Below are 13,253 nucleotides of genomic sequence, written 5' to 3'. Positions count from 1 at the left end.
TCAGCCGGCCGTGACGCCGGTCAACGCCCGGGAGACGTGCGCGATGGCCGGTTCCGGGTCGACGTGGTCGGCGTCCAGTCCCTGCACCACCAGGTCCGTCGCGGCCCGGGTGAAGCGGGTGATCTGGTCCATGGTCAGGCCGTTGGAGAGGAGGTACGGGATGGCCCAGATGCTCAGCCCGTACAGCGGCATCAGGGACGAGCCGGTGACGTTGCGGACGAAGTCGTCCTTCCGGTCCGCGGCCTCCTGCCAGCTCATCGTGTAGTGCTTCCAGGAGTAGCCGCTGCCCTCGATGCCGTACAGCTCGCGCTGCCGCTCGATCGGGGCGAGCACGTCGTGGTAGTAGAGCTGGACGTTGAAGAAGGTGGGCTGGGTCCGGTTGACGAAGTCGAGGGTGTTCCGCACGGTCTTCTCGGTTTCGCCGGGGAAGCCGAGCACGATCGACGCGAGGGTGACCATGCCTCGGCTGGTGAGCTGCTCGATGCCGTACTCGTACCGGTCGGTCTTGGCGAACTTGGTCATGTTCTTGAGGATCTGCTGGTCGCCGGACTCGATGCCGAGGAAGACCCCGAGGCAGCCCGCCTCGGCCATCAGGTCGAACGCCTCGTCGTCGGCGTTGGAACAGCGGAAGAAGGAGACCCAGCGCAGGTCGAGCTTACGGTCGATCATCATCCGCAGGATCTTCTTGAACCGGGGCAGCGGCACGTTGAACGTGTCGTCCACGAAGATCATGTTCTGGACGCCGTTCTCGCGCAGGTGGGTCAGCTCGCGCTCGATGGTGGACAGCTCACTGAGCGTCAGAGGGCCGGCCATCGACGGGTAGTTGCAGAACGCGCAGCCGAACGAGCAGCTCCGTGAGGTCCGCATGTAGGTGGTCGGCGTGTAGTAGCTCGGGTCGAAGTAGGACCAGTCGACAGCGTTCTCGTCCAGGTTGTTCGACTCCGGCTTGCGGGCCGTGCGGGACATCCCCGGTCGGCCGGCCGTGGACCGGTAGATCAGGTTCGGTACGGCCGAGAGGTCCCCGCCGTCCCGGAGGGTCGCCAGTACCCCGGCCAGGGTGCTCTCGCCCTGCGGTTCGTTGATGTAGATGTCCGCGCCCACCGCGCGGAGCAGCACGTCCTGCACGATGGGCTGCTGACCGGTGCAGAGGTTGTGGATCCGGGGCCCGCCGACGATGATCGGCACGGTCTCGTCGTGCTCCCGGATGAATCGCACGATCTGCCGGATCGGCTCGTCGTCCACGTAGTACGTGGTGGTGATCGCCACCGCTCGGGGGCCCTCGGCGAGCATGGCGGCGAACTCGTCACGACCCTTGTTGAAGAAGTTGACGACACCGACGTCGAAGCCCCGGCGGTACAGGAAGCTGGCCAGGTAGGCCACGCCGAGGCTGGGCATCTCGAACGCGCTCAGCCGGGAGGGTCGTCCGATCTCCCGCTCCCGGACCACGTTCAGCAGGTCCATGTAGGTCATCCGGCGGTCGCCGAGCAGGACCGAGTTGGTCAGCAGCTCCCGGTACGCGCCGGAGGTGTCGGCGAAGGCCTGTTGGGCACGCGCGAAGTCGGCGAAGTCGATCTCGTTGAATCCGACGATTATGCAGTCCAGCTGTGACATCCAGTCCTCCGGTAGACGCCCCGGCGCACCGCCGGGCGGCGGCGGGGGTGGCTGTGCGTCAGATCAGGTGTGACTGTGGTGCCGTGTCGACGTGCCGGTCGGGTGTCGTGGACGTGCCGGTCCGCGTCGCGCGCCGGTGCGCGACGCGGGGTGCCACCGCCACGAACCTCGCTGGCGGTGGCCTCGACCGATTCAGGGGTGGAGCGTCGCTCCCTTGACGATCTTGTCTACGGTCTTGCGGTCGGCGCGCATCGCGACACCGACCAGACGCAGTTTGTCCGCGGCTACGGCACGTACCGCGGCACGGTTGTCCTCGTCGTTGTTGGTGACGAAGAGTTCCTCCGTGTAAATAGCCATGGGAACCTCTCGCCGCAGTGCCCGCTCGTGGATCTGCCGTAGTTTCTCGGCATCCGCGGCGAACACCAGAACCGGCTGCCGGAACATCGGAAGATAGGTGTTATCCGATCCGTCGACGTACGGTTCCCCGACGACGTTCTCGACGGTCGCGGCGATTCCGCTCACCGTGAACGCGGTGATGTTGAGTCGCTGCCAGCCTTCGAGATCGTCCCGGAGGACAACTGCGATCTTGGTGTCCCAGACGACGGGCGTGCGCTCGTCTTTCTCGTCCAACCCTGTATTCCCCTCGTGTTGCTCGTCGGGCCGGATCCGCGCGGCTGCGCACGCGTGCGGCCGGACCGTGGCGCAAGTCTGGCAGTCCCCGGACGGCAGGTCTTGAAGAATCTTGCCGCCCGGCGGCTCACCCCGCCGTCCGCCGGGTGGCGGCGTACCGGCCGAGCCGATCCACGGCGGTGGTCAGCAGCTCCTCGCTCTTGCAGAAGGCGAACCGGACCAGATGCCGCCCGGCCTCCTTGTCGGCGTAGAGGGCGACACTGGGGATCGCCACCACCCCCGCGTCGTGCGGCAGCGCGCGGCAGAACTCCACCCCGTCGGCGAAGCCGAACGACCGCGAGTCGAGCTGCACGAAGTACGTCCCCTGGGCGGGGTAGGTCCGGGCGCCGGCCGCGGTCAGCCCCTTGACCAGCAGGTCCCGTCGGCGCTGGAGGCTGTCGCGCAGCTCGCCGACCCAGTCGGCGCAGTGCGTCAGCGCGTGGGCGACCCCCGCCTGCAACGGCGTCCCGGTGCCGAAGGTGAGGAACTGTTTGACCGTCCGCACCGCCTCGACCAGGGGTGCGGGACCGCAGGCCCAGCCCACCTTCCACCCCGTCGCACTGAACGTCTTGCCGGCCGAGGAGATGGTCAGGGTCCGCTCCCGCATCCCGGGCAGGCCGGCCAGCGGCACGTGCGTGACCCCGTCGTAGGTGAGGTACTCGTACACCTCGTCGGTGACCGCGACCAGGTCGTGGTCCCGGCAGACCCCGGCGACGTGCGCCAGTTCGGCCCGGTCGAAGACCGTGCCGGTCGGGTTGTGCGGGCTGTTGAGCAGCACCAGCCGGGTACGGGGCCCGACCGCCGCGCGCAGCCGGTCCGGGTCGAAGGTGAACCGGGTCCCGTCGAACTCCAGCGGGACCGGCACGGCGGTGGCCCCGGCCATCGCCAGGCAGGCGGCGTACGAGTCGTAGAGCGGGTCGAAGACGATCACCTCGTCGCCCGGGTCGCAGAGCCCGATCAGCGCCGCCGCGATCGCCTCCGTCGCGCCCGCGGTGACCACCACCTCCCGCTCCGGGTCGTAGGCGACCCCGTGGTCGGCGCGGCGTCGCTCGGCGATCGCCGCCCGCAGCACCGCCAGGCCGTTCGCGGGCGGGTACTGGTTCATGCCCCCGTCGATCGCGGCGCGGGCCGCCGCCAACATGGCCGGCGGGCCGTCGCCGTCCGGGAACCCCTGGCCGAGGTTGGCCGCGCCGGTGCGCTGGGCCAGCAGGGTCATCTCGGTGAAGATCGTCGGGCCGGAGAAGGCCCGGAGCCGGGTGGCTAGCGGAGTTGCCGTCATGTCTACCCCTGACGTCGCCGGACGGTATCCCACGGTGCTGGCAGCAGAATACTTTCGGTGGTATTCCGACACAATCTATTGATCAATCTAAAGGTGTCGGGGTGTGGTCGGTCGCCCGGTGGCATGCCGCGCCACTCAACTGCGCGCCGGCGATTCATCGCCATTCCGACAACTGTCGGCACGGCGACCCGATCACGACTTGCCCGGCGTGGTCCCCTATCTCTACAGTGGCTCGCGACCGGCCGGCGGAGAACGGAACCGCACCGTCACGACGCTGACCGTCCCGACCAACCAGGTCGGTATTCCCCATCGTGCCGACATGTGACGGGACCGGTGCGCGCACGCTGGCCCGGTCGTCGACGCGGACCCCGATCCGGGGTGGCCGGTCCCTGTCGTTTCGCGTCACGCCATTCCGCAACCAAGGAGTCGCCCGATATGGAGGACACCGTCCCGGCAAGGTCCGACCGGGGTGAGGGCCACGGCCGGCTGCCCCTCGCCGTCGCACAGGAACAGCTCTGGTTCGTCGAGCAGATGTCACCCGGCGAGCCGACCTACAACGTCCCGCTGACCTACCGGCTCCGTGGTGACCTCGACACCGTCGCCCTGCGCCGGGCGCTGGCCTGGGTGGTGGCCCGGCACGACGCCCTGCGGGCCACCATGACCCCGGTCGACGGGGTGGCCTACCAGCGGGTCGCGCCACCCGGAGCGGAGGTCGCCCTCGCGGTCGACGACGTCGCCACCGGCGACGCCGCCGACCGCGACCGGCAGGTGGCCCGGATCGCCCGGGAGGAGGCGGCCACCCCGTTCGACCTGACCGCCGGCCCGCTGTACCGGTTCCGGCTCGTCCGCTTCGACGACCGGGAACACCTGCTCTGCGTCACGATCCACCACATCGTTACCGACGGCTGGTCCACCGGGATCGTCAACCGGGAGCTCTCCGCCGCGTACGCGGCCTACCGGGCGGGTCGGGAGCCCGCCGTCGCGCCCGACGGCGACGGCGGCACGTACGTCGAGCACATCGTCCGGCAGCGCAAGGAACTCACCGAGCAGGGCACCGAGGACGGCCTGCGGTACTGGGAGAGTCAGCTCGCCGGAGTGCCCGTGGTGGACCTGCCGGCCGACCGGCCCCGACCGGCGACCCAGACCTTCCACGGCGACCTGGTCGACGTCCGGCTTCCCGCCCCGCTCGTGCGGCGGGCCCGCGCGGTGGCCCAGGAGCGGGGCACCACCCTGTTCACCGTGCTGACCGCCGCCCTGACCATCGTGGTCAACCGCTACACCGGCCAGCCGGACATCCCGCTCGGGATGACCATGACGGGACGGGACACCCCCGAGGTGGAGCAGCTCGTCGGGCTCTTCGCCAACATGGTCGTGCTCCGCGCCGACCTCGCCGGTGACCCCACCTTCGCCGACCTGCTCGACCGGCTGACCGACCGGACGCTCGACGCCCTCGACTACGCCAGCGTCCCCTTCGAACGGGTCGTCGAGCGGGTCCGCCCCACCCGCGACCCCGGTCGCAACCCGCTGTTCCAGATCTCCGTGCAGATGCTCGGGGACGCCAACTCCGGCGCGAACCTGGACCTCGCCGGCCTGACGGTCGAGCCGATCTCCCAGACGACCGGACGGTCCCGCTTCGACCTCACGGTCACCTTCGTCGAGTCCACCGACGGGGTGCGGACCACCATCGAGTACGCCACCGACCTCTTCGACCGCTGGCGGGTGGAGGCGCTCGCCGGGCACCTGGAGACCGTCCTGGCCGGCGTGCTGCCCGACCCGTCCGTGCCGGTCTCCCGGGTGCCGGTGGTCGGTGACGCCGAACGCGCCCGGCTGCTCGCCTGGGGCACGGCGGAACGCGCCGAGCCGTACCCCGACCCGGTCCACGTGCGGATCGCCCGGACCGCCGCCGCGCTGCCGGATCACCCGGCGGTGGTCTTCGAGGGCCGGAGCCTGACCTACGCCGAACTGGACCGCCGCGCCGGCCAGCTCGCCCGCTACCTGCGCGCGAAGGGCGTCACCCACCAGGAGATCGTCCCCCTGGTGATCCGCCGTGACCTGGACACCCTGGTCGCCCTGCTCGGCGTGCTCAAGGCCGGCGCCGCCTTCGCGGTGCTGGACCCCGACCACCCGGCCAGCCGGCTCGACTACGCCATCCGGGACACCGGCGCGCGGCTGGTGCTCACCCGGTCCGACCTCCTCGACCGGCTGCCGGCCGCCGACGGCTGGACGGCCGTCGCACTCGACACCGAATGGCCGGCGATCGAGGCCGTGGAGGGCCCGCTGACCGAGTGGGCCGACCGGGACAGCCTGGCCTACGTGCTCTTCACCTCCGGCTCGACCGGCCGTCCCAAGGGGGTGCAGATCGAGCACCGGGCGCTCAACGCGTTCGCCACCGGCTACCAGCGGATCTTCGACCTGACGCCGGACGACCGGATGCTCCAGTTCAACGCCCTGGCGTTCGACATGTGCCAGGGGGAGACCTTCACCGGCCTCACGGTGGGCGCGACGCTGGTGCTGGTGCCACCGGACGTGGTCGGCAGCCCGGAGCAGGTCGCCGACCTGATGCGCGCCGAGCGGGTCAGCTACATCTGCGTCCCGCCGGCCATGATGGCCCTGATGGAGCCCGCGCCCTACCCGGACCTCCGCAAGATCATGGTTGGTGGGGAGGCGGCCCCGGGCGACCTGGTCAACCGGTGGAACCTGCCCGGCCGGCGGATGCTCAACGTCTACGGGCCGACCGAGGCCACCGTCGGCTGCACCAGCCACGAGTGCGCGCACCGGACCTGGCGGTCCAGCCCACCGATCGGCGTGCCGATGCTCGACCGGCGGGTGTACGTGGTCGACGCCACCGGCGACCTGGCCCCCGTCGGTGTCCCCGGTGAGCTGCTCATCGGCGGTGACGAGGGACTCAGCCGGGGCTACCTCAACCTGCCCGACCTCGACGCCGCGCGTTTCCGGCCGGACCCGTTCCACCCCGGGGCCCGGGTCTACCGCAGCGGCGATCTGGTGCGCTGGACGGCCGACGGGCAGTTGGAGTTCCTCGGCCGCCTCGACCACCAGGTCAAGCTGCGCGGCCTGCGGATCGAGCTCGGCGAGATCGAGGCGGTGCTGGCCGGTCACCCCACGGTCGGCCTGGCGGTCACCGCGCTGCGCCCCGACGCCCGGGGCGAGAACCAGATCGTCGGCTACGTGGTGCCCGCCGACACGACCCCGCCGTCCACCGCCGAGCTGCGCCGGTACGCCGGTGAGCACCTGCCCACGTACATGGTTCCGGCGACCGTCATGGTGCTCGACACGCTGCCCACCACGACCAGCGGGAAGGTCGACCGGGACGCGCTGCCCCAGCCGCCGGTGACGGAGTTCGACGACGCGTCGACGTTCGAGGAACCGGCCACCCCCACCGAGGCCCGGGTCGCCGGGATCCTCGCCGGGGTGCTGTCACTGCCCCGGGTCGGCGCCGACGCGAACCTGTTCCAGCTCGGTGGCAGCTCGCTCCAGGCCACCCGGGTGGTCAGCCGACTCAACCGCGAGTTCGGCGTGACCGTCCGGGTCCGGCTGCTCTACGGCTCGGCGACCGTCCGCACCATCGCCGCCGCCATCGACGACCTGGTCGCCGCGCGGGACGCCGCCGGGACCACCGACCCGGAGGGAGGCACCGCCCGTGCCCACTGAACCGACCACCCTGGTCCCCCTGCAACCCTCGGGTGACCTGCCGCCGCTCTACTGCGTCCACCCGGCCAGCGGATCCGTGTACTGCTACTCCGGGCTGGCCCGCCTGCTGGGTGCCCAGCAGCCGGTCTTCGGCCTGGAGGCGCCGGGCCTGGAGGGGGACCGACCGCCGGTCGGCTCCCTCGCCGAACTGGTCGAGGCACACTTCGCCGCCCTGCCCCCGGCCGCCCCGGGAACGCCGGTGCACCTGCTGGGCTGGTCGCTGGGGGGACTGGTCGCCTTCGAACTGGCCCTCCGGCTCCGCGCCGCCGGCGTCCGGGTCGGCGCGCTGATCATGATGGACAGCCCGGTGCCGAGGGTGTTCCAGCGCCCGCCGGAGGCGGACATCCTGCGGCGGTTCCTGATGGAGACCACCGGGGGCGACGCGGTCTCCGACGAGCAGGTCACCGAGCTGGCGCGGGTCCTGGCGGCCCCGCCGCCGACCGGCGCCGAGCTCGACGACGACGCCCTGGAGATGGCCGTGCTGCGGTCCCGTTACGCGGTCTTCCGGGCCAACACCGAGGCGCTGATCGGCCACCAGATGACCGGACGCTATCCCGGGCCGGTGCAGCTCGTCCGGGCGGACCGCTCCCCGGCGGAGCGGATGCGCTGGATCGACTGGGCCGACCAGGTCACCACCCACGTCGTGCCGGGCGACCACATGTCGATCTGGGTCGGTGAGTCGCTCACCCGACTCGCCACCACCGTCACCGAGGTCCTCGCCAAGGTCGACCCGTCCGGCCCGGACCGGTCGACGCCGGCGGCGGGGTGACGTTCCCCCGGGACCGTCGGATCCGGACCGCCCCCGGAGCGGGCCACCGGTCACGTCGGGCCTGATCGTCCGGGTGGGGCCGCCGGTCACCGTGGACCGGCGGCCCCACCGTCTCGTCCCGTCGAACCTGGAGATGCCACCGTGTCCACCACCGACGCACCCCCGCCCACCCCGGGCATCCAACCGGCCCCCGCGTCGGTGGCCGCCGGTAGCGGTCCGGCGCCGACGGCCGTCACCGCGCCGGCGCCGGACCCCGCCGACACCCCCGACTCGCCAGCGCGGCGGCTACGGCACAACGCCGACTTCCGCCGGTTCTGGTTCGGCGAGGGGGTCTCGCTCTTCGGCAGCCAGATCACCGCGTTGGCGCTGCCCCTGACCGCCGTCCTCACCCTGGGCGCGGGGCCGGAGGAGCTGGGCGTGCTCCGGTTCCTGCAACTCGTCCCGTTCCTGCTGTTCGCCCTTCCCTTCGGGGTGTGGGTGGACCGCAGCCGCCGCCGACCGGTCCTGATCGGGGCCAACCTCGCCCGGCTGGTCCTGATCGGGGCCGTCCCGTTGCTCGCCACCGTCGACCAGCTCCACCTCTGGGCGCTCTTCGCGGTCACCTTCGGCGTCGGCGTCGCCACCGTCCTGTTCGACGTGTGCTGGATGTCCTACGTCCCGGTCCTGGTGCGCGACCCGAAGCAGCTCGTCGTGGCCAACGGCAAGCTCGGCGCGACCTCCTCGGCGGCCGACGCGGCCGGCCCCTCCCTGGGCGGTGCGCTGGTTGGCGCGCTGACCGCCCCGGTCACCCTGGCCCTGGACGCGCTCTCCTACCTCGTCTCGACGATCGCGCTGGCGCTGATCCGGACCCGGGAGCCCGTCCCGCCCGCACCGGCCCGCCGGCGCAGGCTGTCGGCCGAACTCGGCGAGGGGCTGCGCTGGGTGATCGGCGACGGGTACCTGCGGGCCATCGCCCTGGTCGGGGCCGCCTGCAACTTCATCACCGCCGGCGTGCAGTCGCTCTTCCTCGTCTACGTGGTCAGCGACCAGGGCCTGGACCCGGCCCTGCTGGGACTCGTCTTCTCGGTCGGCGCGGTCGGTGGTATCGGCGGCGCGCTCGTCACCAGCCGGCTGCTGGCCCGGTTCCGGCTCGGCCGGGTCTATGTGGGATCGCTGGCGGTCGCCTTCGCCGCCTGCGCGCTGATCCCGGTGGTTGGCGGGACACCGCCGGTCCGGGTGGCGCTCTACACCGCGCTGTACCTCCTCATGTTCGGCGGTGTCACGACCGGCAACATCGTGGTGCTCAGCCTCCGGCAGACGATCACGCCCCGCGCGCTGCTCGGTCGGATGAACGCCGCCATGCGGATGCTCATGGTCGGTTTCGGCGCGATCGGCGCTCCGGTCGGCGGGGTGCTCGGCGGCGCGATCGGTGTCCGTCAGGCGCTCTTCGTGATGTCGGCCGCCGCCATCGTCATGCTGGTGCCGATCCTGCTCTCCCCGGTCGGCCGGCTACGCCAGATGCCCCCGCCGGCGGCCGAGCCCGCCGACGCGTCGTAGCCCGCCGACCCGTCGCAGCCTGTCGACGCCTCGTAGCCCGCGAGGCCCGGCCCACGAGGCGCCCCGACCCGGGCCGGAGTCGGTGGCCTGGGACGGGCCACCGCCGTTTACAGTCGGCCGGGTGCGGAAGCGTCCGGATGTGCGCGCGTGGTCGCCCTCCGTCGGTGGGATCACGGAGGTCCTGCACGCCCGTTTCACCGACCACATCTACCCGATGCACCTGCACGACACGTGGGCGCTGCTGATCGTCGACGACGGGGCCGTCCGGTACGACCTCGACGGCCGGGAACACGACGCGTTCCGGCCGGTCGTGACCCTGCTGCCGCCACACGTGCCACACAACGGCGCTCCGATGACCCCGCACGGGTTCCGCAAACGGGTGCTCTACCTCGACTCGTCGCACCTCGACGACCGGTTGGTCGGTCCGGCCGTGGCGCGGCCCCGGCTGGTCGACCCGCTGCTCTGGCGGCGGATCGACCAGCTACACGACCTGCTCACGGAATCGGGCGACGACCTGGCGGCGGAGAGCCACCTCGCCCTCGTGACGGAGCGGCTGCGGGCGCACCTGGATCGGCGGGAGGCACCGCCACCCGGCGCCCCGCCCGACCCCCGCATCGCACACCGCCTCCGTGACCTGCTCGAGGAGCGGGTCGTCGAGGGGGTCAGCCTGCGCGAGGCGTCGCTGGCCCTGCACGTCAACGCCACCTACCTGGTCCGGGCGTTCTCCCGCGAGTACGGCATCGGGCCGCACCAGTACGTGATCTCCCGTCGGGTCGACCTGGCCCGACGTCTGCTGCGCGACGGCCTCCCCGCCGGGCAGGCGGCAGCCGCGGTGGGCTTCTACGACCAGTCGCACCTGAACCGTCACTTCAAGCGGATCCTTGGTTTCAGCCCTGGCCGGTACGGTCCCGGCTCTCGTCCTCCGACGCGACCCCGGCGCGGTCCGGCACCTGTTCCGCCGCCGGCGGGTCGCGGCGGACGAACTGTCCCCCCACCGCCAGCAGCGCGCCGACCAGCATGATGAGGGCGCCGACCACCTGAAGGGCGTGGAACGACTCGCCGAGGAACGCCACCGAGCAGGTGATGCCGAACAGCGGTGAGGAGAACATCATCACCGTCGCGGTGGTGGGGCTCACCGCGCGCAACCCCCGGTAGTAGAAGAGGTACGCCACGGCGGTCGGGCCGACGGCGAGATAGACGACGTTGACCCAGACGTGCCCGGGAACCGCCGACCAGTCGGCGTCCCCGACCGAGGGGGCCGCGAACACCGCCAGGGCCAGCGCGCCGACCACCGTGCCCGAGGTGGTCGCCCGCAGCGGGTCCATCCGGTTCAGCACCCGCTTGGAGGTGATGCTGTACGCGGCCCAGGCCACCGCGCCGGCGAGGTAGACCAGGTCCCCGGTGAGCCGGCGGCTGTCGATGGCGACCCCGGCGCCGAGGAAGAACACCACCGCGCCGCCGAGGCCGAGCAGAAGGCCGGTCAGCCGGGAGCTGGAGGGGCGTTCCCGGCTGACGACGAGCATCACGGCGGTGGTGATCACCGGGCTGAGGACGGGCACGATGACGCTGCCGTCGATGGACGGGGCGAGGGAGAGGCCCCAGAAGAAGAAGACGTTGTATCCGAAGACGCCCAGCAGTCCGACGGCCCCGGCGCGCAGCGCGTCCCGCCAGGAGAAGGTCCCGGTGCCGCGCCGGCTGATGGCGAGCGTGATCAGCAGCAGGATGACCGCCCCGCCGCCGAAGCGCAGCACCGCCGCGACCTGGTGGGGCAGGTGACCGACGACCACCTTGGAACTGGCGAAGGCGCTGCCGAAGAGGGCCATGGTGGTGAGCAGGTACAGATGCGCGTCGACGGAGACGCCACCCCGGTTGTCGGTCCGGGCGACCGTCGCGCTTCCACCTCCGGTCATCGGTGCCACCCCCGTCCGCTACGGGTGGGGGCCACCTGCCGGGGAAGGGCTGGGCGGGCGGTACGGTCGGCGTGCGGGCCGGAGCCGCTGCCGGGGGCGGCCGCTACGGACCGCCTGGCCGGGCGCGTCATGTCGCTGGTGCTGTCGTGTCGTACGGGTGTGGAGCCGGTTCTCATCCTCAAATACTGACTTTCCCGGACGTACTGGGTCTTGTACGAAATTTCCTTCTCAGTGGACCGGCTCCAGCGGGCCGCCCTGCCGGCTCAGCAGCGCGGTGAAGTGAGCGACGAGCTTTCGCGTCACCCGTGGGTCACGTACCACCACGCCGACTTCGGTGCGCGCTGCGGCGTGTTTCCGGTGCACGGTAGGCGGCACTGCGAGGGCCAGGGCGACTGTCGGGCCGGCCAGGTGGGGCGCGCCGGCCCGCCACGCGTCGACCAGGCGACAGGCTCGTGTTGCTGCGGGTGAAGCCGTACAGGGCGGCGACCCGTGACGAGCTGCCCGGGGCCAGGCGCGCCAGCCGCTGCCGTCCATACAGGAGCTGGGCCTCCGATCCGGACATGCTGCCCTCCATGCCAGCCAGGGCCACGGCTGCCGCTCGGCTTGCCGCTGGGTGGGGTGGCACACGATCCACACAAGACATCGGACCGGAGACGTGGGCGGACGGGACCAACGGCACCGTGTCGGTGCCCGGCTGGTGGAGTCGCTGGCGGTAGGGACCACCCCTGCCGCGAGCGGACGGTACTTCCCGCTCGTCGACCTGGTAGACGGAAAGAGCCAGGCCGAGGCGTGACCAGGCCCTCGCGACGAAAAGGGATCTCCATAGCTACCGCACTTACCGGGGCGTGCGATCCGCCATCAAGATCTTTCCTCCACTTGGAACTCACCACCTTGAGAAATAAACGCCACGTAGTAGGATCTCCGGCGTGCCGGACTTCCGTGGATCGTCCTGGGTGTCGCTGACGGTCTTGACTCTGGTGGCCGCCCTTGCTGGTTGCTCGTCGCCCCGTACCGACGACAAGCAGCCGGACAATCTCGATCAGAGCATTCGCTCATTCGACTTCAAAAACGCCTTGTGGCTGGATTATCCAGTGGACGAGGCGCCCGCTCTGCTCCAGTTGAAGCTGGAGGACGGGAAATTCCTGGGCAGTATCAATTCGCCCTCATCGCACGGTGAAATCCATACGTACGAGCTCTCCGGGTCCCCGGTTTTCGCTGACGTGGACGGCGACGGCGACGAAGACGCCGCGCTTGCGTTGCAGTCGGCCGACCAGGGCGGGCTGTTGTCCTGGTACATCTGGATCTGGCAGGACGGGTCTGCGCAGCAACTGCACTACCCTTTCTATCGGCATTCGAGGTGCGACGCGGGCGAGACGGAGGTCCACCCGGCGGAAGCCGGGTTCCGGGTGTCGACCTTCCTGAAGAGCCGGCAGGCTGCGTGCGCTGAGCCGCCGACCAAGAGTTACCAGTACGTGGTGGGTTTGCGGGACAGCTATCCCGTTCGCGTCCGCCCAATCCCCGGCGCTCCGGACAAGGACTGCTTTGCGGAGGGCATGAAGGAGGCGGCTGTCAGGAGTCCCGTCACCGCCAGGGTTGCCCCGGAGGAAGCAGCCCCGGAAATCGAGGAAGCGAAGGTGTATGACCGCGTCGAGGTGTTCGCGACAGGGCAGAACTTCCTTCTTGCCCGACTGACGACCAGTGGTCAGACCTCCTGCGGCTGGGTCCGGCGCTCGGCGATCACTGATCGTGAAACTCTGGAGGAGTGACTTTT

At 71.0% G+C, this 13,253-nt stretch carries 8 protein-coding genes and 1 pseudogene; 5 read left to right on the top strand and 4 right to left on the bottom strand.

Translation table 11 applies throughout. The features are described from left to right. From GA0070618_RS28165 to GA0070618_RS28155, 3 genes are all read right to left on the bottom strand, one after another. Complete coding sequence (locus tag GA0070618_RS28165) at positions 1-1,611, bottom strand: PhpK family radical SAM P-methyltransferase (RefSeq protein ID WP_088984322.1); 1,611 nt, start codon at positions 1,609-1,611, stop codon at positions 1-3. Between the two features lie 192 nt (positions 1,612-1,803). Continuing rightward, positions 1,804-2,241 carry a DUF2000 family protein gene (locus tag GA0070618_RS28160; RefSeq protein ID WP_088984321.1) on the bottom strand — a complete coding sequence of 146 codons (438 nt, stop codon included), beginning with the start codon at positions 2,239-2,241 and terminating at the stop codon, positions 1,804-1,806. A 127-nt stretch (positions 2,242-2,368) separates the two neighbouring features. Next, positions 2,369-3,559, bottom strand: coding sequence for a pyridoxal phosphate-dependent aminotransferase (locus GA0070618_RS28155; RefSeq protein ID WP_088984320.1), 1,191 nt, complete (start codon positions 3,557-3,559; stop codon positions 2,369-2,371). A gap of 435 nt (positions 3,560-3,994) precedes the next feature. On the opposite strand from GA0070618_RS28155, the gene GA0070618_RS28150 reads away from it, so the two are divergent. The 4 genes from GA0070618_RS28150 (at position 3,995) to GA0070618_RS35000 (ending at position 10,593) form a co-directional block, all read left to right on the top strand. Further along, on the top strand, positions 3,995-7,228 hold the full coding sequence (locus GA0070618_RS28150; protein WP_088984319.1) for a non-ribosomal peptide synthetase: 3,234 nt from the start codon (positions 3,995-3,997) through the stop codon (positions 7,226-7,228). After that, on the top strand, positions 7,218-8,036 hold the full coding sequence (locus GA0070618_RS28145; RefSeq protein WP_088984318.1) for a thioesterase domain-containing protein: 819 nt from the start codon (positions 7,218-7,220) through the stop codon (positions 8,034-8,036). The genes GA0070618_RS28150 and GA0070618_RS28145 overlap by 11 nt, the downstream gene beginning before the upstream one ends. 141 nt (positions 8,037-8,177) lie before the next feature. Then, positions 8,178-9,572, top strand: coding sequence for an MFS transporter (locus tag GA0070618_RS28140; protein WP_197701669.1), 1,395 nt, complete (start codon positions 8,178-8,180; stop codon positions 9,570-9,572). Positions 9,573-9,693: 121 nt separating this feature from the next. Then, positions 9,694-10,593, top strand: coding sequence for a helix-turn-helix transcriptional regulator (locus GA0070618_RS35000; RefSeq protein WP_088984317.1), 900 nt, complete (start codon positions 9,694-9,696; stop codon positions 10,591-10,593). Between the two features lie 31 nt (positions 10,594-10,624). On the opposite strand, the pseudogene GA0070618_RS28130 reads toward GA0070618_RS35000, so the two are convergent. Then, positions 10,625-11,482 (bottom strand): annotated as a pseudogene (locus tag GA0070618_RS28130) (DMT family transporter); the annotation flags it as partial. Positions 11,483-12,408: 926 nt separating this feature from the next. On the opposite strand from GA0070618_RS28130, the gene GA0070618_RS28125 reads away from it, so the two are divergent. Then, positions 12,409-13,248: a hypothetical protein gene (locus GA0070618_RS28125; protein WP_143740275.1), complete on the top strand. Its 840-nt coding sequence runs from the start codon at positions 12,409-12,411 to the stop codon at positions 13,246-13,248. Positions 13,249-13,253: the final 5 nt, after the last annotated feature.

Source organism: Micromonospora echinospora, assembly GCF_900091495.1.
GTDB lineage: Bacteria > Actinomycetota > Actinomycetes > Mycobacteriales > Micromonosporaceae > Micromonospora > Micromonospora echinospora.
This window is presented reverse-complemented; position numbering and strand designations above follow the sequence as displayed.

What these genes read in the sequence shown, in the direction of transcription:
- GA0070618_RS28165 (WP_088984322.1), bottom strand. Translation starts at nt 1,611, where the DNA reads ATGTCACAGCTGGACTGCATAATCGTCGGATTCAACGAGATCGACTTC.
- GA0070618_RS28155 (WP_088984320.1), bottom strand. Translation starts at nt 3,559, where the DNA reads ATGACGGCAACTCCGCTAGCCACCCGGCTCCGGGCCTTCTCCGGCCCG.
- GA0070618_RS28150 (WP_088984319.1), top strand. Translation starts at nt 3,995, where the DNA reads ATGGAGGACACCGTCCCGGCAAGGTCCGACCGGGGTGAGGGCCACGGC.